Raw genomic sequence first — 22204 nt, 5'->3', positions numbered from 1 at the left:
TCACACGCTCCTCAGCATGCGCCAGAGAATGAAGCAGCCCAGGATCTGCATGGCGAAGGCCGCCAGCAACATGCGCTGGCCACTGGGGTCCACCCACAGGCTCATCAGATAGTCCGGATTGACCGACAGGATGTAGCCCGCCACCGATACCGGCAGCAGCGCCAGCACCAGGGCGGTGAAGCGCGTCTCGCCGGTCATCGCACGCAGCTGCCGGGCGATCTGCTCGCGCTCGTGGATGACCTTGATCAGGCTGCCCAGCAGCTCGGTGGCGCTGCCGCCAAAGCGGTGGTTGACCCGCACGCCGAGGGCCAGGATGCGCAGTTCCTCCTGCTCGAAGAGGTCGGCCACGTCCTGCAGCGCATCGGGCAGGCCAACCCCTAGCTGCACGTTGCGCGTCACCCGCGACAACGCAGTACGCAAGGGGTCGGGGGAAGCCTCGATGGCGCGTACCACCGCATCGCCCAGGGTGCGCCCGGCATGCAGGCTGCGCACCACCTGGTCGAGCAACTGCGGCAGTTGTTCCACCAGGCGCCGCACCCGGCGCCGATAGCGCCAGAGCAGCCAGGCACGCAGCCCCAGTGGCGGCAGCAGGGCCATCGCCAGGGCAAGCTTCCAGCCACCGGCCAGGGCCCCCAGCAGCGGGGCCGCCAGCCAGCCGGAAATGAGCAGCCCGAACCGTTCTCGGGGCAGGTCCAGGCCGGCGCGCAGGAACGCGCGCTCCAGCCGGCTGGCAGGGCCGGCGGCCGGCGCTGGCGCCGCGAGATCCTGGCCCAGGCGCTTGAGCACACGTTCCTCGCCCGACTGGCGCCAACCCTTCAACAGCAGCACCAGTCCCAGGCCCAGCAAAAGGCTGCAGAGCAGGCCGAGCAGCAACGCCGCCTTCATCGCGTCGCTCCCGCGAGCTGGCGCAGCTTCTCCCCGGCCGGGTTGACCGCCTCGCCGATGAAGCGTCCGCTGGCGCGGTCCAGGCGGAACAGGCAGTTGGTGACGTAGACGTCATCGCGCACCCCGACCACTTCCACCACCTCGCTCACGCAGCGTCGGCCATTGGGCAGGCGGGTGAGCTGGATCACCAGGTCGAGGGCGGCGCAGATCATCTGCCGCAGGGTGCGCTCGGCCACCTGGCGGCCGGTCAGGCCCACCAGGGTTTCCAGGCGCAGCAGGGAATCCTGTGCGGAGTTGGCGTGCACCGTGCTCATGGAGCCGTCGTGGCCGGTGTTCATCGCCTGCAGCACGTCGAGCACCTCGACGCCGCGGATCTCGCCGAGGATGATGCGGTCCGGGCGCATGCGCAGGGCGTTGCGGATCAGGTCGCTGGCAGCCACCTCGCCACGCCCCTCGGCATTCGGCGGGCGGGTTTCCAGGCGTACCACGTGCGGGTGATTGAGCTGCAGTTCGGCGGTGTCTTCGATGGTGACCAGGCGCTCGTGGCTGTCTATCAGAAGGCTCATGACATTGAGCATGGTGGTCTTGCCGGTGCCGGTGCCGCCGCTGACCAGGATATTGCAACGCTCCCCCACCGCGCGGCGGATGAACTGCAGCATGGCTTCGTCCAGGGACTGGTAGGCCAGCAGGTCGGAACTCTGCAGCAGGTCCTTGCGGAACTTGCGCACCGAGATGCAGGGGCCGTCCAGGGCGATGGGCGGGATGATGGCGTTGACCCGGCTGCCGTCCGGCATGCGCGCGTCGACCATGGGGCTGGACTCGTCCAGGCGCCGGCCCAGCGGCGCGAGGATGCGCTGGATCACGCGCAGCACGTGGTGGTCGTCGATGAAGCGCAGGTCGCTCTGGTGCAGCACGCCCTCGCGCTCGATGAAGATTCTCCCGGGGCCGTTGACCAGGATCTCGGTCACGCCGGGGTCGCGCAGCAGCACCTCCAGGGGGCCGAAGCCGGTGAGCTCGTCCACCAGTTCCTCGGCCAGGCGTTCCATTTCATAGCGCGACACCGCCAGGTGATGGCGGCCGACGAACTCCACCACCTTGTCGATGACGTACTGGGACACCGCGCCGCGCACCCCTTCGAGGATGTTCACGCCGTCGTCCTCTATGGCGTCGATGATGTAGCGGTGCAGCACCAGTTTCAGGCCCTGGGGGTCGTTGTGGCCCAACTGGGTGTAGCGAGCGGCGCCACCGAACAGGCTCTCTGCGCTCATGGCCGGCCGCTCCACAGGCGCTGCCAGGGCCGGATCCCGGACTGCTCGACGCCGGCCAACTGCTCGCCGAGCCGGCGCAGGCGCTGGCAGAGGCGCTCACGCGGGCCCAGCTCGAAGAGGCTGCGGCCCTGGTTCTTGGAGTTCAGCCGCAGCTCGGGGCTGTGGGGCAGGGTTTCCGCCACCGGCAGGCTGAAGGAGCGGGCCAGCACCTCGACATCCGGCGCCACGCCGCGCAAATGGCGGTCCACCAGCAGCCGGGCATGCTCCAGCTTGAGCCCGGCCTCGCGCCAGCGGTCCAGCAGCTCGAGGTTGCGGCGGCAATCCGGGACGCTCTGGTCGGTGCACCAGAGCAGTTGGTCGGCATTGCCGACAAGGATGCGCAGGGCCTCGCTGTCAGGCTGGCCAGCGAGGTTCACCACTATATGCTGGAAGTGCTGGCGCAAGGCGCCGAGCAGAAGGTAGAGCTCGGCGGCGTTGGCCCGGTCCAGGGTGTCGCCGCCGGCCTCCTGTACCAGCAGGCGTAGCCCGTCGGGGTGGCTGCCGAAGGCGCTGTCGATCAGCGCGGCATCCAGCCGCCGCAGGTTGCGCAGGGCGTCGGCGAAGTGGAAGGAAGCCTCCAGGCCGAGCAGCGCCAGGCTGTCGCCCTGGGGCTGGCCGAGATCCAGCAGCAGGGTGCGCTGGCCGCACTGCTGGATGGCCAGCGCCAGGTGGGCGGCCAGCAGCGCCGCGTCGGCGTCCTGCTGGCGGCTGAACAGGGCGGTGAGGCGCCCGGCGTTCTGGTTCGGCATCACGCTCGGCAGGCGTTGCACCAGGCGACGTACCAGACCGGCCACCTCGCTGGTGCGCGCACCGTAGGCGATGAAGTCGCGGGCGCCGGCGCGCATGGCATTGAGGACCAACTGGTTGTCCAGGCCATCGCCCATGGCCACCACCGCCAGCATCGGCCGCGCGGCCAGGGCACCTTCGATGAGTGAGGTCTGCGCCACCAGATTGTCGCGGTCCAGGCCGACGAACAGCAGGCTGGCACCGGACACTTCGATCAGCCCGAGCAACTCGTCGAGGGCGCCGCGTCCGGCGCTGAGCACTTGGCCAAGAGGTGTCAGCGCGCCCTGCAGCCATTCCAGGTCGGCGCTGTTGCGGGTGAAGGCGAGGAATGTCTGGCTCATGGCAACCTCACTCGGAGAGGCCGGCGCGGCGGTCGAAGTCGCCGCGCTCGTTCAGGTAGAAGTCGAAGAAGCCCGGGTCGTAGCGACGCAGGGCCTCGCCGGGCAGGTCGGGTAGCCGGGCGTCCACGGCCAGGGGCTGGACCAGGTGCGGGGTGACGATCATCAGCAGCTCGCGGTCCTCGCGGTCGATCTGCGAGGAGCGGAACAGCGCACCGATGATGGGCAGGTCACCGAGGCCGGGGAACTTGTCGATATTGGCGACGTTCTGCGTACTGATCAGCCCGCTGATGACAAAGCTCTCGCCATCGGCCAGGGAAACACTGGTGTCGGTACGCCGCACCTTGAGCGCCGGCACGCGGGTACCGGCGATGCTGACCCCGGAGCTGAAGTCCAGCTCGCTGACCTCCGGCGCCACCTTCAGGGAGATGCGCTGGCGCCCGACCACGGTGGGCGTGAGGGTCAGGCGCACGCCGAACTCCTTGTACTCGATGGTGATCTCGTCGCCCTCTCCATTGGGCACCGGCACGGGAAACTCGCCACCGGCCAGGAAGCTCGCGCTCTGCCCACTCAAGGCCACCAGGCTGGGTTTGGCCAGGGTATAGGCGAAGCCGCTGTTTTCCAGCGCATTGATGAAGCCCAGCACCTTGCTGCTGCCACCGCCCCAGATGATGTTGAAGCCGCCGTTGGCGTTGCCGAACGTGCCATCGATCACACCATCGGGGGTTACCGTAATGTTGTTGAGGCTCCCTGGCGCGCCGAGCACGAAAAGGTTGGAACCCTGCCGCACCAGCGAAGTGCTGGCCTGCTTGAGCTTGCCGCGGCTGACCTCGACGAAGCGGATGTCGGTCTGCACCTGGCTGGGCACCCTGTCCGCGGCCGGAGGCTCGGCCAGGGGTTCGGCCAACGCCGCGCTGGCCATTCCTTCGATATACAGCAGGCTGCGACGCGGCTCGCGGCTGCAGCCGGTCCAGACCATCAGGCTGGTGGCGCCGGCCTGCTTGCCGGTGATCAGCAGGGATTGCTTGTCGGTGAGCTGGACGTCCGCCACTTCCGCGTCCCCCACGGCGACCCGGGTAATGGCCAAGGGGTAGCTCAAGAGGTCCTGGCGGCCCTGCCCCACCTCCACCACGCCGGGCACCGGGCCCAGCGCCTCGCAACCCGACGCCGCCGAAGCGGCCAGGGGCGCACATCCCAGCAAGGGGAAGATCATCGTTGCGATCCAGCGATTCATGGGCTGCATTCCTTGCGGGTCAGGGAATTTGCCGGGTCAGCTCGGCACCACGGTAGATGGCCACGCCCGGTCCGCGGGTGCTGGATACCGCCTTGGACGGCGGCGCCACGGGGCGGCTGGGTGCCTGCGTCGCGCTCAGTTGCTCGAGCGGAATCAGGTTGCGTTGGCTGGAGTCCAGGGGCGACACGGCCAGTTCGCCGATCTGGTGGCGTTCCAGCAGGCGCTCGTCGGCACTGCGCACTGCCAGCCGCAGGGATCCGGCCTGGCTGGCCAGCATCAGGCGGGTCACCAAGCGCTCCGGCACTGCCAGCACGGCGGTGCTGGGCGCACGCTGCTGCACCTTCTCGCCATCCTTCGCGGGCTGGCTGGCGCGGCCCTCGGCATCCGGCCCCAGGTTTTCCCCGTAGCTCAAGAGGCGCAGCGCCGGCACCGCCACCTGGGCGCTCTGCTGGCTGGAACCGGCTTCGCCGCGCAGGAACAGCAACACATCGACGTAATCCCCCGGCCGCAGGTGGCCACCGCCGCCGACCACGTCATCCACCGCCACGGCCACGGCGCGCTCGTCAGCGCGGATCATCCGTGCCAGCGGTCCGCCGGCCTCGAAGGTCGCCGGCCCCAGCCAGGTGCCGGCTGGCACCGGGCTCCAGGGGCGGCGGCCGATCACCTCTTCCGGCTTGCTGAAGCTGCCCGGCGGGACGATGTGCAGTTCTTCGATGCGCAGGTCTTCGGCGGTCACCGCGACGAAGGGGCTGAGCGGGCGCGCCGCCACCACCACCGGACTGCGCATGCGGTCGGCGGCATCGTCGGAAAGGCGGGAAACATTCTCGGGAAGGGTGGGTGATACCACCTGGCCGGCCTGCGGCGAACGGCTTAGCACTATCCCCCAATATCCGGCCAGCAAGGCACCCAACAACAACACCGCGGCCAAAGCCATGGTCATCCGGCTACTCATCGGGCTCTCCCCCTACCGTGAGAACTACAAGCCCCTGCGTGTGGGGGCATCTTCACCTGCGGCCTGCCAACAGCCACCTTTTTTGTTTTTCCTGTACTCGCCCTGCAAGTTCTGTTTAGCAGAACTTTTCCCGGCGCAAGGAAAATTATTCAGGCGCCTGAAGAACACTTCCATGCGCACTCTTTCGATATCTACATCTACTGCAACGCCCACATTTTTCAAGGGAGAAATAGTGCCTTGCGGATGACGAGCTACAGCAGTGACCACCTATAACTTTAGGATTAATGCTTTGTTACAGTTGCGACGCAACTGGCTGTCGGCAACTCTCTGCTTGCGTTTGCACAACACCTACCAGGCAAGGAGCTCAACGCCATGGCCCTGATGTCTCTGCTGAAGAAGATCAAGAAGTTCTCGAAGGAAGAAGAGGGTGCGTCCGGTATCGAATACGCGATAGTTGCCGCAATGGTCGCAGCGGTAATCGTTACTTTCAGTAGCGATATTGGAGCGAAGGTCGAAGCGATATTCACGACCATCAACACCAATCTCTGATAGTTCGGTCAACTTCCTGGAGTGCAACTTCAGAAAGTTACTGCCGCCCGCACGAAACAATCAGCAATGCCCGCTGCCAGGAGGCCTCGTATGAGCTCATCTCCCATGCTGCGACAGCAATTGCTCCTGGTCGATGACGAAGAAGACATCCTGCTGGAACTGGCAGAGATGCTCGAGGGTGAAGGCTTCTACTGCCACACCGCCACATCGGTCAGGAGCGCGATCGACCTCTTGCTCCTCCATCCCAATATCGCCCTGGTGGTGACCGACCTGCGCATGCCGGAGGAAAGCGGCATGCGCCTGATCCAGCGGCTGCGCGCCCACACCAACAAACAGCACCTGCCGGTGATAGTCACCTCCGGCCACGCCGACATGGACGATGTGATCGACGTACTGCGCCTGCAGGTGATCGACTTCTTCCGCAAACCCATCTACCTGGAACGCCTGGTCGAAGTGATCAAGGCGCAGTTCCCCCAGCCGCAATTGAAGCTGGTGAGCAACTGAAGCATCAGGTTCGCGATACAGGGGCCGCCCGGATGGGCGGCCTTTCTTTTGGTTCTTCACGAAGTTTTCGGCGGGCCGCAGCCCGGATGAAATCCGGGAGCGATGGTGGACATTTCCCGGATTTCATCCGGGCTACCAAGTCGCCGCGCCGCCCTGCGAAACATCAGAGTTGGTAACTGAAGCTCAGGGTCAGCCGCGGGCTGCGGTCATGGCTGTCCAGGGCTTCGTCGGACATGGGCCTGGCCAGTTCGATGGCGACGTTGTAGTAACGCGCATCCCCCAGGCGCAGGCCGGTGGCCAGGGACGAGAGTTGCGAATCCGCGAGGGGCTGTTCGTTGAACCAGGTGCGTGCACTGTCCACTACCACATAGGGTTGCAGCAGGCGCAGCCAGCGGCCTTCGCGGCGATAGCTGTAGTTCAGTTCGTAGGCCACGCCCCAGCCCTTGTCGCCGGACGCCTGGTCGCTGGGGTAGCCGCGGCCGAAGTTCTGTCCGCCAAAGACCACCTGCTCGGCGTCCGGCAGGTTGTCCCCGCTCCAGTAGAGTGCGGCCGAGAGCACGCCCTGCCAGCGCTCGCCGATCTGGTCGCTCTGCACGCCGGACAGGCGCAGGCGGGTGAACTCCAGGTCGAAGAGTCGGTTGTCGGTACTCGCGTCGAGCACATCCAGGCCACGGTACAGCCCTGCGCTGAGGATGCGCAGGCGGCGCTCGTCGGAGCGGCGCCAGTCGCCTTCCAGGGCCAGGGCACGCAGGTCGGTATCGGTTTGCACGCTGAGGGGGAACCCCACCACCTCATAACGAACCCGATCGTTCACGCCGTAGAGCCGGGCCGCGAGGTTGAGCCATTGTTTCTGCGCCGCGATGAAAGGATGGCCGAGGCCGATGGACAGCCGGTCGTTACGCAGGTGTCGCTCCAGCTCCAGGCCGTTGGACAGGCGCAGATTGTCCTCCGGCTCGCTGCGGTAGTGGGAGCCGTACAGGTTCAGGCGGGTGCCGTCGCTGCCCAGGTACTGGTTGTAGTCGAGCCGGTAGTACCGCTCCTGGTCCTTGCCGGGTGGCGCCAGGACGCTGGCGCTGATCTGCTCGGCCAGGGCGGCCTGGGCATTGCTGGACAGGCCCAGCACGGCCTGGGCGCTGCCGCGGTTGTCTTCGCTGAAATTGATGCTGCTGGTCCAGGGCTTGCGTGAGGCCTGGACCAGCAAGCGACTGGCGCCATCGGTGGTGGCCGGCGGCGGTACCCGGGCGCTGAGGGTGACGCCGGGAATTCGCGCCATCAGGCCGGTATAGCGCTCGAAGGTCTTGCGGGTCAGCGGCCGCTCGGCCCTGAGCCGACCCACCAGTTGCTCCAGATGGGCGCGCACCGGGCCGATGTCGCCCTGGACCTGGTAGTCCTTCACATAGCCTTCCACCAGTACCACCCGCACCCGCCCCTGCTCGAAACCCTGCACCGGCAGGAAGGCGAACGACAGCAGGTAGCCGTCCTGCTGGTAGCGCCGGGTAAGGCCGCGGGTGGCCTCGATCAGTTCGGTCAGGCTGACGTCGCGGCCGACGAAAGGCTGGTAGATCGCCTTCACCTCGGCGAAGGGGTAGACGCTGCCGCCCTCCACCTTCACCTCGCGCACCCGCACCCTGGTGCTCATCAGCAGGGGTTCCGGCCTGCCCGGCTTGGGCAGGTCGAGGGCCGGAATCCTGGGCCGGTAGGCATCGGCGGGCAGGTTGGGGGCTGGCAACTGGCGTTCGATTTCGTTGCTGTTGAGGTAGATCGGGTTCTGTTGCGCCTGGGCCTGGCCGAGCACCACGCAGCCGAACGCGAACAGTACTGCTGAAGCGCGCATGGGTCGCTCCCTGGTCAGGTTCCGGGAATGGCCGGCGCTGGCACCGGCACAGAGGGGCCGGGCTCCGAGGGGAAGCCCGGCCGAGCGATGGTCAGCGCTGGCCGCCGAGCAGGCCGCTGCCGAGGCCACCGGACGCATTGCCTTCCAGGCTGACGCCAATGCCACCCAGGGCTCCGCCGGTGCCGGAGGTGCTACCACCTTCGAGCAGGGTACCGACCTGTTCCACCACCTGGCCGGCGCCATCGACCGTCTGGCCGACCTGGCCAAGGACCGGGCTGCTGGCAGAGCTGTCCACCTGTTGGCCGAGTTCACTCACCGCACCACCGACCTGCTGGACGAGGTTGGCAGCCGGGTCGCCCAGGCTGGTGGCACCCACCAGGCCCTGGGTCGCATTGCCGAGATCCTGCGCTGCCGGAGTCAGGGCGGCACCCACTTCGTTGGTTACCGCGGCCACGGGGGCCCCGACCTGGTTGTTGGTCACGCCGTCTCCACCCACCAGAGTGCCGAGGGAGGCCACCGTCTGCCCGGCTTCGACCGTGGTGGCGCCCACGCTGCTGACCAGGCCATTGCCGCTGCCGGCTTCCAGCCCGCTACCTGCCGCGGCGACCACGCCGCCGGCGCTCTCCAACAAGTTGTCCACAGGCGCGCCCAGACCCGTCTGCTGGCCCAGCTGGCCGGTGGTATCGGCCAGCTCGCCCACCACGACGCCCAGGCTGGCCTGCGGGCTGGAGCCGCCGTCCTGCTGGTCGAGCAGTCCGCCACTGGTGGACAAGGCATCGCCGGTCTTGGCCAGGGTGTCACCCACGGCCTGGCCCAGGGGGTTGTCCACGCCGTCGGCCACCTTGTCTCCGGTGGCGCCCAGGACCTGGCCGACGGTATCCAGCAGCTTGCCCACCGGCTCATCGAGGCCCGTGCTGCTGCCAACCTGGCCGGTGACGCTTTCCGCCAGGCTGACCACGGGCACCAGTTTGTCGCCGACCGCATCGGTGACCTCGCCGAGGGGGCCGCTGGTGGCGGCGGTGTTCAGGGTGTTGCCGAGCATGGAGACGGCCTCGCCGACGCCATCCACCAGGTTGCCGGCGTGGCCGACCACGCCGCCGGCCAGCGGAATCTCCCCGACCTGGGACGAGCCGGAAAGGTCCTTCACGCCCTCGCCCAGTACAGAAACGCCACCGCCCAGGTCATTGACCGCTGTGCCCAGGCTGCCAAGGGTCACGCCAAGGGCATTGGTATCGGTACCCAGCTGACCGACGCCGTCCTTGATGCCATCGCCAAGGCTGTCGGCAGCACTGCCCACCGAGCCGATCAGGCCACCGGCGCCGCCAGTGAGGTCCTGGTTGCCACCGATGGAAACCTCCCCCACCGCCTGGCCGACCTGCTCCAGCGTGTTGCCGGCACCGGAGACCACCGAGCCGGCGTCCTGCAGCAACTCGCCGGTGACCAGGCCCGGCGCCGTCGCACCACCATCCGAACCACCGCCTCCCGTACCGCCCCCCGTACCACCGCCGGAGCCACCGTCCGTGCCGCCGTCCACCACACCACCGCCTGTACCACCGCCGGTATTCCCGCCAGTGCCGCCACCCGCACCGCCGGTGCCACCATCCACCACGCCCCCGCCCGTACCGTCACCGCCGCTTCCATCGGCGCTGCCACCCGTACCGGCACCAGAGCCGCCTGTCGCCCCCCCTGTGCCGCCGCTACTGCCATCCGCTACGCCACCCGAGCTTCCGGTGCCGCCGGTACCGGCTCCCGCCCCGGCATCGGTGCCAGCCCCGGTACCGCCACCGGCCCCATCGGTGCTGCCATCAGTACCGGTGCCGGCGGTGGCATCCGCGGGGGTATCGCCGCTCGCGCTGTCGACGAAGCTCTTCGAGCCGCCGCCACCGCTGCTGCACCCGGCCAGGGAGAACATCACTGCCAGGGTCAGGGCACTGCCCAGGTTGATCCAGTCGCTGTTTTTCATAGGTATCCCCACCTCGTCACGGCTATCGGCAAGGGCCCCTCAGCCCCGCGCTTCTGGCTTCCATGACAGTCCAGGCGACAGGCCACGACAATCTTCGACTTGGTATTAACCGTTTCTATAAGTCGCGCTGCAGCCCGCTACGGCCGGGGCTTTCAGCCAATCGACCGGGGCCGGGCCCGCGAGCGGATTCCGCCACCGAAGAGCCTGGGGCATACTGTGCGCCCCTCGATTTCCGGAGATCGCCATGCCCAAGGCCTGGTGGCTGCTCGCCCTGCCCTTCGTCGCCGGCGCCTTCCTGCCCCTGCAGGCCGGCATCAACGGCCAGCTGGCCAAGCAGATTTCCAGCGTGATGTGCGCGGCCCTGGTGTCCTTCGCGGTCGGTACCGTCGCCCTGCTGGCGGTCGTGCTGGTGCAGCGCGAGCTGCCGACCCTGGACGCGCTCAAGGGCCTGAGCTGGTGGCAGTGGGGCGGCGGCCTCCTGGGCGCGGTGTTCATCGCCACCGCTGCCTTCGCCGCGCCGCGCATCGGCGCATTGCTGTTCATGACGCTGGTGCTCGCCGGCCAGCTGAGCATGGCGCTGATGCTGGATCACTTCGGCTGGGCGGGTTTCCGCGAAGCGCCCGTCAGCCTGGGCAAGCTGGCCGGGCTGGCATTGATCATCGGCGGTATCTGGCTCATTCGTCGGGGCTGAGCGACGAGAAGCGACGTGACCCGCGCCCGCCCCAGCCGGCTCACAACCTGAACCTGCCCACCTGTTGCGCCAGGTCGCCAGCCAGGCGGCTGAGGGTCCGGCATTCCTCGCGGCAATCACGGACTTCGCTGGCGGTGGCATGGGCCAGGTCGGCGATGCCCTGCACATTGCGGTTGATTTCCTCGGTCACCGAGGACTGTTCCTCGGTGGCCGCAGCCACCTGGTGGTTCATGTCGCTGATGCGTTCCACCTGGTCGGTGATGGCGCCCAGGGAGGTGCCGGTGCGCTGGCTGGCTTCGACGCCCGTGCCGGTGGCGGCCTGACCGGCCTGCATGGACTGCACCGCCGTCTCGGCGCCGTGCTTGAGGCGCTGGATCATCTGCTGGATCTCGTCGGTGGAAGCCTGGGTGCGGCTGGCCAGGGTGCGGACTTCATCCGCCACCACCGCGAAGCCACGGCCCATCTCGCCGGCACGGGCGGCCTCGATGGCGGCGTTCAGCGCCAGCAGGTTGGTCTGCTCGGAAATGCCGCGGATCACCGCCAGTACCTGGTCGATGGACGCCACCTGGCTGGCCAGTTCGCTCACCGCCGAGGCGGCGACACCGATCTCGCTGGACATCTTCTCGATATGCCCCACCGACTCCCCGACCACCTGGCGCGCCTGCAGGGATTCGTCGCGGGCGTGCTGCGAAGCCTGGGCGGCGGCGCCGGCGTTGCGGGCGATCTCCTGCACCGTGAGCCCCATCTCGTGTACCGCGGTGGCCACCATATCGGTCATTTCCTGCTGCTGGCCGGCACGGCCGGCGGTGTTGTCCACCACTCGCGCCACCTGGCCGACCACCTTGTGCAGGTGCTCGCTGGTGTCCAGCACTTCGCCGATCAGGCTGCGCTGGCTCTCCAGGAAGCGGTTGAAGCCCCGGGCCAGGTCGCCCAGTTCATCGGCGCGGGATTCATCCAGGCGCCGGGTCAGGTCACCGCCGCCACCACCGATTTCCACCAGCGCCGCGGTGACCTGGCGGACCGGCCGCACCAGCCCGCGCGCCAGCAGCACCACCAGCAGCAGGCAGAGGGCGAGCACGCCGAAACCGGCGAGGCTGCTGGTCCACATGGCCTTGCGCGCCTCGGCGTAGATTTCCGCCTCCGGCACTTCGCTCACCAGCTGCCAGCCGAGGCTATCCAGGGGCCGGGCCAGGGCGAGGTAACTCTCGCCGTCGCGGCTGAAGCGGATGGCCCTGCCGCCGGCGGCCAGCAGCTCGGCTGCCGCGCCAGCGCCGAAGACCTCGCCCAGGCGCGCGCTGCCGTTGAGGGCGGCGTCGGGGTGGACCTTGATATTGCCCTCGCGGTCCATCAGGAACACGCGGCCGCGCTCGCCGAAGCGGAAGTCGCGGATCATCCCGGACATGGACTGCAGGCTGTAGCCCAGGCCGGAGACACCGAGGGTGCGGCCGTTGCGGCTGATGCGCTGGTTGATGAACAGGGTCGGCAGGCGGGTGCCCTTGTCGATGTCGATCTCCAGCACCCGGTTCCGCTCGCTGTCCACCAGCCTGTAGAACCACTGGTTCTCCGGCTGGCTACGGGAGATGGTGCGAGCCAGCCCCTGGCCCGTGTAGTAGTGGCCGCTGTCCAGCACGGCAATGGAGGTAGTGGTGGCGTTCTGCTGGGCGCGCACCCCTTCCAGGTAATGGGCGAAGGCCTCCGCACGGGCAGGGTCTTCGCCCTCGGCCAGCCAGTCCTGCACCAGGGCGTTCTCGGCGATGCCGGCATTGGCGGTGATGGGCGCCGCCAGGGTGCGCTCCAGGGCGTTGCCGATGGCCTCCACGCGCGCTGGCAGGGCTTCATCCAGCAGGAAACGTTCGGTGAGGCGGTTCATCAGCACCGAGTAGATGCCGATGACGATCAGGATACCGGCGAGCAGGGCCGCGCCCATGCTGAAGATCAGCTGCCACTGAATGCTGCGTTGCCAGAGGCGCATGGAGTTGTCTCCTTGGAGTACTTGTTGGAGGCGAGACGAGGGCGCTGGATTGTATACAGATATCTCTACAGTTTTTCCGCTCTTTGCCAACAATACGTATCGGCGCACGGCTCCAAAAACTTGAACCGCGGGTCAGTCCGTAACGGCGAACTCCAGACGAGCGGTCTGCCCGGCCTCGTCCAGCACGCTCAATTGATGGCGACCGCCGCGCCTGAACTCCTGGCTGAAGCTCTCCTCCGCAGCGGTGGCGGTGAGCGGCACGCCGTCGAGGAACCACCAGCGCCGGCCACTGCCGCCCAGGGCGGAGAGCTTGACGCGCAGGGGACCGGCGCTACCCGAAGGGCGACGCAGCTGGTCACCCTCGCGCACCCCGACAATGGACAATGGCGCAGCCGGGGGCGGCAATTGCGGCGGGCAGCCCGCGTCCACCGCCGGCAGCCGCGCCACGCGCCGCTCGCGCCGTGGCAACCAGGGTTCCAGGGGCGCCGGCCAGAGCACCAGTTCGCGGGCCCGGGCGCCGGAACATCCCGCCGCCACCTGGCGCCCTTTTGCATCCACCCAGAGCGACTGGCGCAACCCCAGGCCGAGGGGCTGGTCAGCGGCCAGCAGCGTCGGCGGCGTGGTGCCTTCCAGGGTCCAGGCGAACCGCTGGCGGCGACAGTTGGGGTCGCCCTTGACCATGGGCTGGCCGAGGGGCCAGCAGATGGCGGCGACACCCACCTCCTGCGGCTGCGGGTCCACGGGCTGGGGAATACCGCGCTGGCTATCGCGGTTCACCAGCAGGTCGTGGACCTGCAACAGCAAGGGCGCCGCCGAGGCGAGGCCGAACTGTCCGGGCACCGGCGTCCCGTCCGGGCGGCCGATCCATACGCCGATCAGGTGACGCGGCCCTACGCCGATGGCCCAGGCATCGCGGAAGCCGTAGCTGGTACCGGTCTTCCAGGCCAGTACCGGGCGCTGGGCCAGGCGCGCGCGCGGGTCGCGGTCCGGACGCGCCTGGCCGGCGAGGATGCGGCGGATGATCCAGGCCGCCCCGGGCGACAACAGCCTGCGTTCGTGCAACGCGTCCTGGGGTTGCAGGCGCAGGCGGGCGACGCGGCCCTGGCGGGCGAAGGCGCTGTAGCCACTGACCAGTTCCTCCAGCTTGCTGCCGGCGCCGCCAAGGATCAGCGCCAGGTTCGGCTCGCTGGCGGCCGGCAGCACCAGCGGCAGGCCGACATTGCGCAGTTCACCGGCGAAGCGCTTCGGGCCGTAAGCCTCCAGCAGCTGTACCGCCGGCAGGTTGAGGGACATCCCCAGGGCTTCACTGGCCGATACCGGGCCACTGAAGCCGGCGGCGAAGTTGCCGGGACGGTAGTCGCCGTAGCGCCGGGGCACGTCCTGCAGCAGGGACTCGGAATGGATCAGCCCGGCGTCCAGGGCCATGCCGTAGAGGAAGGGTTTGAGGGTGGAGCCCGGCGAGCGCAGGGACTGGACCATATCCACATGGCCGAAGCGTTTCTCGTCGGCGATGTCGATGGAGCCTAGGTAAGCCCGCACCGCCATGCTCGGGTGCTCCACTACCAGGATCGCCGCCGAGGTGCGCTCCGGCAGCCGCGCGCGCCAGCCCAGCAACAGGTCTTCCAGGCGGCGCTGGAGGGCGGCGTCGAGGGTGGTGCGGATCAGCGGCGGGCTGTCGGGCGTGTTCAGCCGCCGCGCCAGCAGCGGCGCCAGGCTGGGTTCCTGGCGCGGGGCGAGCAGCACCGGTTCTTCCAGGGCTTCCTGCACCGCGCTCTCGGGCCAGACCTGGAATTGCGCCAGGCGCCGCAACACCTTGTCGCGCGCCGCCTGGGCCTGCTCCGGGTGGCGGTCCGGCCGCAGCCGGCTGGGGGCCTGGGGCAGCACCGCCAGCAATGCGGCCTCGGCGCGGGTCAGCTGCGCAGGCGGCTTGCCGAGGTAGGCCCAGCTGGCCGCCGCCACGCCCTGCAGGGTGCCGCCGAAGGGCGCGCGGTTGAGGTAGAGGCCGAGGATCTCGTCCTTGGACAGGTGCCATTCCAGCTGCGCGGTGCGCCAGAGCTGGCGCAGCTTGCCGGCGAAGGTACGCGGATGCGGATCGAGCAGCCGCGCCACCTGCATCGACAGGGTGCTGCCGCCGGACACCACGCGCCCGCCGTTCAGGTTCAGCCAGGCGGCGCGCGCCAGGGCCAGGGGGTTGACCCCGGGGTGCCGGTAGAACCAGCGGTCCTCGTAAGTGAGCAGGGCTTCCAGGTAATAGGGCGAAACCTCCTCCCGGCTGACCGGGTAACGCCAGACGCCCTCGGCATCGGCGAAACGCCAGAGCGGCGTGCCATCCTCGGCCAGCACCACCCGCGCCAGGTCGTCGCCGGGCAATGGCAATGGGAACAGGCGATCGGCCGTCCAGAGCAGCGCCATCAGCGCGAGCGGGATGGCGAGCCAGGGGCGGCGGAGGTGGCGGGGGATGGCGAACAAGGAAGGGCTCCGGATGGAAGACCGAGGTGAGGGCCCCTACTTCCCCCTCACCACCAGCTTCTCCGGCGCCTCGCCCAGGGCCTGCCAGTTCGGCCGGTACATGGATTCCACCGTGGGTGGCGGCACGCGGTAGGTACCGGGGGTGACGGCGCGGGCCAGGTAGAGCAAGTGCGTGGTGTCGTATTCGTTCACGTTCAGGGCAGCCACATAGCGGTCGTCGCGGAATTCCTGGTGCTTGATGGCGGCATTCTGCATGGACTTCTGCCACTCCTTCACCGCGCTGCCGGCGTCGTCCAGGCTGGCGGCGCTCTGGGCGAGGTTCTGGTTTTCCAGTTCCAGGCCGGCGGGCAGCAGGTCCACCACCAGGGCGTCAGGCACCCGCTCCCTGGCCTCGATGGCCAGGTGCACCAGCACCAGTTCGCCGCTGTCCAGACTGTTGAGGTCGAGGCGCTGGCCATCCACGCCGAGGAATTCGCGACGGATGGAGAGGTTCTCGCCACCGGCGGCCGGTGCCGCCAGCGGGTAGCCGGACAGGCTCAGTTGCTGGTAGAGCGGCTCGCTGCCAGCAGAAGTGATCGTCAGCGGCTCGGCCAGCAGCGCGCCGTCCAGCTTCAGGCCCGGCTGCTGGTTGCTCAGCTCGCGCTGCTCGCCGCCGGCGCTGAGTCGCGCACTCCAGTTCGGCTCGGGTTTGCCCAGCAGGCCGCGGCCCGCCAGGTAGAGGGCGTTGCGCTCCTGGGTGGAGAGCCAGCGCTCGCCGGCCACCAGGTCGGCCAGGTCGAACAGCCGCTGCTCGCGGGCGCCGCTGGCCAGGTCGTGCTCTTCCAGCAGGGCGAGGATCAGCGCCTGGTCGCGCAGCGGGCTGCCGTAGTCGGCCAGCCAGTCGCGGCTTTGCCGCTGGATGCGCAGGCCCAGTTCCAGCGCCTGGTCGGCGCGCGGGGCGTCGCCCATCAGCTTGAAGGCCACCGCCAGTTGCACCAGCGGCAGGCCGGAGCGGGCGTCGGCGCGGCGTTCCCAGAGGCTGCGCAGGGCGCCCAGCGGCGCCTGCTGGCTGCGCGCCAGGACGTAGCCGGCGTAGGCCTGCACGGCGAAGCGCGTATGGTCGGCGTTCTGGCTGTAGCTGACTTCGATCAGGCTGCGTTCCTGCAGGTAGCGCAGCAGGCGCTCGCTGGCCTTCTTCAGGGCTTCCGGCGGCACGGCGAAGCCCTGGTCGCGGGCGCGCAGGAGAAAGTCGGTGACATAGGCGGTCAGCCAGTACTCCTCCTCGCTGTCGGCACTCCAGAGGCCGAAGCTGCCATTGTGGCGCTGCATGCCCAGCAGGCGCTCGATGCCCAGCTCGATCGACTTGCGGCGCGCCTCGTCCGGCTCGCCTTCCAGGCCGAGACGCTTGAGCGAGGCGGCGTCGGCGTAGAGCGACGGGTAGAGGCCGCTGGTGGTCTGCTCGGCGCAACCGTATGGATAGGCCTTGAGGGCGCGGATCTGTTCGCCGAGATTCAGCGGCGGACGGCTGGAGAGTTGCAGCAGGGCCTCGCGGCCATCCGGCTCGTAGGCGTCGAGGGTGCCGGCCGGCAGGGTCCAGGCCTCGCCCTTGAGCACCGCGCGGAACTGCCGCAGCTGCGCCGGATAGGCCGGGCGCACGCCCAGGGTCCATTCGCGGCTGAAGGGCGGCAGGTTCTCGCCCGGCAGTTCCAGGCCGTTCACCGTCACCTTGACGCTGCCCTGGCCATAGCCACCCACCGCGCGCACGGGGATACGCAGGGTGGTGCGCTGGCCGTCGGCGAGCTGCACCGGCGCGGTCTGGCCGCCGCCGCTCTGGGCAAGGTCCAGTTGTCCGGCGCTTTCCAGGTTGATGTCCAGGCGTTGCGGCTTGCCGGAGAGGTTGGTCAGGTCCAGCGCCAGGGTGGTCTGGTCACCGCCGGCGAGGAAGCGCGGGGCGGCCAGCTCCGCCACCAGGGGCGCGGCCACCACCGTCTTCGCCTCGGCCATGCCGTAGCGCTCGTCGGTCCAGGCCTGGGCCATCAGGCGCAACTCGCCGTTGAAGTCGGGGATGTCGAGGCTGACTTCGCCCTGGCCCTGCGCGTCCAGGGTCACCGGCGCGGCCTGCAGGGCGACTATGGTGACGCTGGTCTGCGGGCGCTTGCCGCCGCCGGCCAGGGCGGCGTCACCGCCGAAGGCCAGGGTGGCCAGGCGGCCCTGGCCGGCCTCGATCAACTGGCCGTAGACGTCGAGCTGGTCGGCGCCGTAGGCCTTGCGGCCGAACAGGCTGGCGAAGGGGTCGGGCGTCGCGTAGCTGGTGATATTGAGGATGCCCACGTCCACCGCGGCCACCAGCACATTCACCGACTTCGGCACGCTGCCGTCGGCGTTCTTCGCCTGCACCTGGACCTTCAGCGGCTGCTTGGGCCGCATCTTCTCCGGCGCGCCGAGGCTCAACGCCAGCTTGCGTGGCGCCCGTTCCAGCGGCAGGTGCAGCAGGCCCACGGCGCGCTTGGGCGTGACGCTGGCCTTGCGCTCGCCGGGGCGGATCACCAGGGCGCTGACATAGAGGTCGTGGCGCGCCCAGTCCTTGGCCAGCGGGATATCGAAGCGCTTGCCTTCGGCCGGCACCTCGATGGGCTGCCACCAGAGCGGGCCTTCGGAGGACTCCACCAGCAGGTAGCCGCTGCCGGCGCTGGGCGGGGTGACGGTAACCTGGGCGGTGTCGCCTTCGGCGTAGGCCGGCTTGTCCAGGGCGAGCTTGACCTGGTCCGGGCGCACCGCGCCGCCTTCGGCATTGTCCTGCCAACGGTAGCCGGCCCAGAAGCGCAGGCTGCTGGTGATGCCGGTCTGCGGGTCTTCCACTTCCACCCGGTAGGGCCCCCACTCCACCGGGAAGCCGACCTTGGCGGTGCCGCCGGCGGCCACCTGCACCTGTTCCTCGGCGAGGTTCAGGTACTTCTCGTTGAAGTGGTAGGTCCAGCCGTCGTTCTCGGAGAAGTTCCAGTAGTAGTCGCGGCGCTCGCGCACCAGGCGCACCTTCAGATTCTCGGCGGCCAGCTTGTTGCCGGCGGGGTCGGCCACCAGCAGCTCGAATTCGGCCAGGCTATCGGCGTCGGTCTCCTCGCCCTCGAACAGCGCGCGCAGGCCCGGCAGGCGCTCGGCCGGCCACACCGGCTGCACCAGGCGGCGGGTGATGGGGCGGCCGCCGGATTCCTGCAGGCTGGCCTGGAGGATCAGCTGCAGCGGCGACTTGGCATCACGCCAGCGGGTTTCGATGTTCAGCTCGGCCTTGCCGTCGGCGTCGAGCTGGGTTTCGTCCAGTTCGATGTCCTGCTTGAGCTCGTCCTCGGTCACCGAGCCGAACTGGTAGCCGGGCAGCGCCTTCACCGCCTCGCGCAGCGGGCGCACGTAGAGCTGGCCGGTTAGGCGGTTGCCGGAGGCCGGCGCGCCGTAGAGGTAGCGGCCTGCCACCTGGAAGCGCGCGTTCTCGCTGGGCACGAAGGGCTGCTCGCTGCCCTTGAGTTCCAGGGCCATGCGCTCGGGGAGGAAGTCTTCCACGAGGAATTCGTAGAGCTGCGGCTTGCCGTCGCCCAGGTCGAAGAGCAGTTGCCAGCGCCCGGTGGGCGCCTCGGCGGCCAGTTGCAGCCGGTACTGGTAGAAACCGCCCTCCCCGGCTTCCCAGACGAAGCGACGGCTGACCTGCTCGTCCGGCCGGCGCACTTCCACGGTCACCGGCTGGCCGGCCACCGCGCGGCCGTCGGCGTCACGCAGCAGGGCGTTGAGCAGCACGGTCTCGCCGGGCCGATAGAGGTCGCGCGGGCCAAAGACGAAGAACTGCAATGCATGGCTGGCCGGGCCGGCGATGTCGAACTCGGCCAGGTCCAGGGCCGGCGCGGAGAGGCGCAGCAGGCTGGTCTGCCCGTCCTTGCGGGCGATCAGCACTTCCGACTTGGGCGCCAGCGGCAGTTCGGCGTGGCCCTTGGCGTCGGTCTTGCCCTGGGCCAGCACACGGCCTTCGCCGTCCAGCAGCTCCAGGGCGATGTCGGCTTGCGCGGCGCCGCCTTCCAGGGCCTGGGTGAAGACGTCCAGGCGGTTGCTGTAGCGGTGGGCGGAGAGGCCGATGTCGCTCAGGGTGAACAGGGTCGCCGGATTGGAGTAGGCGTAGCTGCCGGCCTCCTTCATCACCGCCAGGTAGACGCCCGGCTGTTTCATCGGCTCCAGGCCGGCGATTGGCAGCAGCAGGGTCTCGCGGGTGTTGCGCGCGGGCTTCAAGTCGAAGCGGCCGGTGTAGACCAGGTCGGCCATCTTCAGCAGCTCGCGGGATTCCCAGAGGTCCAGGGTGCCACGCTTGCCCCAGCGGGCGAGGAAGCCCGGCAAGGCCTCGGCCTTCACGCGGAAGAAATCCACATCCACCTTGTCGACGTTCAGCGCGATCACCGGCAGGCCTTCGGCCAGCCGGGTGGGCAGCAGCGAGCCGCGGCTGGCGAAGCCGACGGTGGCCTGCAGGTCGCGGGTTTCCAGGCGGGTGAGGTGCTCCTCGGCGAGCCGCGCGTCATTCACCGCGCGCAGGCCGGGGTCGATGGTCAGCACCAGCTTGCGCCTGGGCTCCAGGTGGCGCAGGCGCAGCTCCATCAGGTTGTCGGAGAGCTCCCAGGCGCCGTCCACCTTGCCGCTCGTGGTATCCACCAGGTGCAGGCGCTCGGCGAACTTCTGCTCCGGATCGAGCGGCACGGAGAAGGTCACCGACAGGGCGCTGGCGCCGTCGAGCTGCACTTCCGAGACGTCGATCACCTTCAGCTCGCGGCCGGCATAGCGCCTGGCCAGGGCGGCGGTGTCCGCGGCCGGCCTTGACGCCGGCTGGGCCGCGGCAGGCGGCGACTTGCTCGCCGGCTGCTCGGGGGTGGAGGAATCACAGGCGCCGAGCAGGCTCAGCACCAGTGCCAGAAGCAATCCTTTCTTCGGCATGGGGGCTCCCAGGGGAGGGGAAATGGGCAGGCGCAGAATATAGTCGAGCGCCAGGGGGCTGACGAGGTCGGCGGGCGCCCCCTGCGACGCCGCCAACCCTGGCTCAGCGGCTTTCCAGCGATTGCCGCGACTCATCGGCGCGGATCGAGGCCGCCGGGCGGCGCTGGACGACGCCGCTGCGCTCCAGCATCGGGTAGGCCAGCGCGGTGACGTGGTAGTGGATGCGCCGGTAGTCGCGCAGCATGCGGTGGAACAGGTCGCCCGACTCCACCCAGGCGCCACGGTTGTCGCGCAGGCGGCGGAAGTGCTCGCGGCTGGCGCTGGCCTCCAGGCGCCGCAGCAGTTCCTTGCGCGCCACCAGCCGCTCGGCCGCCGCCAGGTCCTCGCGGAGGAACACGCTGATCGCCAGGTGCAGGCTTTCCTCGATCGCCGCCTGCAACGGCAGCACCCGGCTCAGCTCGAATTCGGAGAAGGCGCGGCGCATCACCAGCGGCAGCAGGCTGTTGGCCACCAGGTCGCCGACGTGCTCGATGTTGATGGCGAAGAGGAGGATCTCCTGGGCGCGGTCGGCATCGCCGTCGCTCATGCCGTCCTGGCCGATGTCGGCGAGGTAGGCGCGGATCGCCGCGCTCAACTGGTCGAGCGCCTGGTCCTGGGCGCGCAGCTCGCTGATGGCGCTGCGGTCGGGCGTTTCGATCAGGCCGGTGGTGCGGCGCAGCATCAGCATCGCCATGTCGGCCAGGCGCAGGGCCTCGCGGGTGGCGTTGGCCAGGCCGACGTTGGCCACTTCCAGGCCGGCTTCGTCCAGGTACTGCGGCATGCCCGGGTCTTCGGGCGCCGGCTCGTCCGGCAGCAGGCGCATCAGCAGGTCGGCGAGGGGGCCGGTGAAGCCGATCAGCAGCAACGCCAAGGCCAGGTTGAAGGCGATGTGGAAGTACACCACGGCGCCGCCGCCGAAGGGCGCGGCGAAGCCGGCCAGGGGCGCCAGGGCGGGTAGCGCCAGCAGGCAGCCGAGCAGGCGCACCAGCAGGTTGCCCAGGGGCAGGCGCCGTGCGGCGCGGCTGCCCGCCACACCCAGGGCCGGCAACGCGCCGCCGAGGTTGGCGCCCAGCACCAGCGCCAGGGCGGTGGGCAGCGAAACCAGCCCGGTACCGGCCAGCGACGCCACCAGCAGCACCACGGCGACGCTGGAGTGGCAGGCCCAGGTCAGCAGTGCGGCCAGCAGCAGGGCGATCAGCGGATCGCCTTGCAGGCCACCGATCACGGCGCCGAACACCGCCGAGCCCTCGATCCGCTCCAGCGACTGGCCGAGCAGCCCCAGCGCCAGGAGCATCAGGCCAAGGCCGATCAGGCACTGGCCGACGCTTTCCAGGCGGGGGTCGTCGCGCAGGCGGAACAGCACCAACCCCACCAGCAGGGCCAGCGGCGCCAGCAGCGAGGTGTCGAAGCTGAGCAGTTGCACCACCAGGGTGGTGCCGACGTTGGCGCCGAGCATCACCGCCAGCGCCGGCGCCAGGCCGAGGGTGCCGCTGGCGGTGAAGGAGGCGGCCATCATGCTGGTGGCGGTGGCGCTCTGCAGCAGGCCGGTGATGCCGACCCCGGCCAGCAGGGCCAGCCAGCGGTTGCCCAGGTGGCGGCCGAGCCAGTTGCGCAGGGCGGTACCGAAGCCGCGCAGCACGCCGCTGGAGATCATGTGGGCACCCCACAGCAGCAGGGCCACGGCGCCGGCCAGGTTGATCAGTAACGTGGTTCCCTGCATGGCATCGCTCCTCGCGGAAG

14 protein-coding genes and 1 pseudogene are annotated in these 22204 nt (G+C 69.2%); 3 read left to right on the top strand and 12 right to left on the bottom strand.

Annotated elements, in window-relative coordinates; translation table 11 throughout:
- Genes ACFPU0_RS15605 through cpaB form a run of 5 tightly spaced genes read right to left on the bottom strand, consistent with a single transcriptional unit; the run spans window position 1 to window position 5490 of the window.
- On the bottom strand, window positions 1-885 hold the full coding sequence (locus ACFPU0_RS15605) for a type II secretion system F family protein (protein WP_377694028.1): 885 nt from the start codon (window positions 883-885) through the stop codon (window positions 1-3).
- On the bottom strand, window positions 882-2153 hold the full coding sequence (locus tag ACFPU0_RS15600) for a CpaF family protein (protein WP_377694026.1): 1272 nt from the start codon (window positions 2151-2153) through the stop codon (window positions 882-884). Before ACFPU0_RS15600 ends, ACFPU0_RS15605 begins: the two co-directional genes overlap by 4 nt.
- Entirely contained in the window at window positions 2150-3319 is a 1170-nt protein-coding gene (locus ACFPU0_RS15595) for a pilus assembly protein (protein ID WP_377694024.1), read from the bottom strand. Before ACFPU0_RS15595 ends, ACFPU0_RS15600 begins: the two co-directional genes overlap by 4 nt.
- 7 nt (window positions 3320-3326) lie before the next feature.
- Window positions 3327-4550, bottom strand: coding sequence for a type II and III secretion system protein family protein (locus ACFPU0_RS15590; RefSeq protein WP_377694022.1), 1224 nt, complete (start codon window positions 4548-4550; stop codon window positions 3327-3329).
- 19 nt (window positions 4551-4569) lie between these two features.
- Window positions 4570-5490 (bottom strand): Flp pilus assembly protein CpaB, encoded by a 921-nt coding sequence (gene cpaB / locus ACFPU0_RS15585; RefSeq protein ID WP_377694020.1) that lies wholly within the window; start codon window positions 5488-5490, stop codon window positions 4570-4572.
- Between the two features lie 384 nt (window positions 5491-5874).
- Between cpaB and ACFPU0_RS15580 the strand changes: the two genes are divergently transcribed.
- Window positions 5875-6051 carry a Flp family type IVb pilin gene (locus ACFPU0_RS15580; protein WP_377694019.1) on the top strand — a complete coding sequence of 59 codons (177 nt, stop codon included), beginning with the start codon at window positions 5875-5877 and terminating at the stop codon, window positions 6049-6051.
- 90 nt (window positions 6052-6141) lie between these two features.
- Window positions 6142-6555: a response regulator gene (locus ACFPU0_RS15575; RefSeq protein WP_377694017.1), complete on the top strand. Its 414-nt coding sequence runs from the start codon at window positions 6142-6144 to the stop codon at window positions 6553-6555.
- A gap of 163 nt (window positions 6556-6718) precedes the next feature.
- On the opposite strand, the gene ACFPU0_RS15570 is transcribed toward ACFPU0_RS15575, so the two are convergent.
- Together ACFPU0_RS15570 and ACFPU0_RS15565 are read right to left on the bottom strand one after the other, a co-directional pair.
- Window positions 6719-8389: a ShlB/FhaC/HecB family hemolysin secretion/activation protein gene (locus ACFPU0_RS15570; protein ID WP_377694015.1), complete on the bottom strand. Its 1671-nt coding sequence runs from the start codon at window positions 8387-8389 to the stop codon at window positions 6719-6721.
- 91 nt (window positions 8390-8480) lie between these two features.
- Complete coding sequence (locus ACFPU0_RS15565) at window positions 8481-10352, bottom strand: collagen-like triple helix repeat-containing protein (RefSeq protein ID WP_377694013.1); 1872 nt, start codon at window positions 10350-10352, stop codon at window positions 8481-8483.
- Window positions 10353-10596: 244 nt separating this feature from the next.
- Between ACFPU0_RS15565 and ACFPU0_RS15560 the strand changes: the two genes are divergently transcribed.
- Window positions 10597-11043: a DMT family transporter gene (locus ACFPU0_RS15560; RefSeq protein ID WP_377694012.1), complete on the top strand. Its 447-nt coding sequence runs from the start codon at window positions 10597-10599 to the stop codon at window positions 11041-11043.
- Between the two features lie 40 nt (window positions 11044-11083).
- Here the strand turns inward: ACFPU0_RS15560 and ACFPU0_RS15555 are convergent, their stop codons facing one another.
- From ACFPU0_RS15555 to ACFPU0_RS15535, 5 genes and pseudogenes are all read right to left on the bottom strand, one after another.
- Window positions 11084-11812 carry a methyl-accepting chemotaxis protein gene (locus tag ACFPU0_RS15555; RefSeq protein ID WP_377694319.1) on the bottom strand — a complete coding sequence of 243 codons (729 nt, stop codon included), beginning with the start codon at window positions 11810-11812 and terminating at the stop codon, window positions 11084-11086.
- A 135-nt stretch (window positions 11813-11947) separates the two neighbouring features.
- Window positions 11948-12913: pseudogene (locus ACFPU0_RS15550) on the bottom strand (cache domain-containing protein); the annotation flags it as partial.
- Window positions 12914-13147: 234 nt separating this feature from the next.
- Window positions 13148-15475, bottom strand: coding sequence for a peptidoglycan glycosyltransferase PbpC (pbpC, locus tag ACFPU0_RS15545; RefSeq protein ID WP_377694318.1), 2328 nt, complete (start codon window positions 15473-15475; stop codon window positions 13148-13150).
- A 45-nt stretch (window positions 15476-15520) separates the two neighbouring features.
- Window positions 15521-20425 carry an alpha-2-macroglobulin family protein gene (locus ACFPU0_RS15540; RefSeq protein ID WP_377694010.1) on the bottom strand — a complete coding sequence of 1635 codons (4905 nt, stop codon included), beginning with the start codon at window positions 20423-20425 and terminating at the stop codon, window positions 15521-15523.
- Between the two features lie 103 nt (window positions 20426-20528).
- Complete coding sequence (locus ACFPU0_RS15535; RefSeq protein WP_377694008.1) at window positions 20529-22184, bottom strand: Na/Pi cotransporter family protein; 1656 nt, start codon at window positions 22182-22184, stop codon at window positions 20529-20531.
- Between the last annotated feature and the right edge of the window lie 20 nt (window positions 22185-22204).

The sequence above is a fragment of the Pseudomonas sp. GCM10022186 genome (assembly GCF_042656385.1).
Taxonomy (GTDB): domain Bacteria; phylum Pseudomonadota; class Gammaproteobacteria; order Pseudomonadales; family Pseudomonadaceae; genus Metapseudomonas.
Note: the sequence above shows the minus strand (reverse complement) of the source record. Positions and strands in the feature narration are given on the sequence as shown.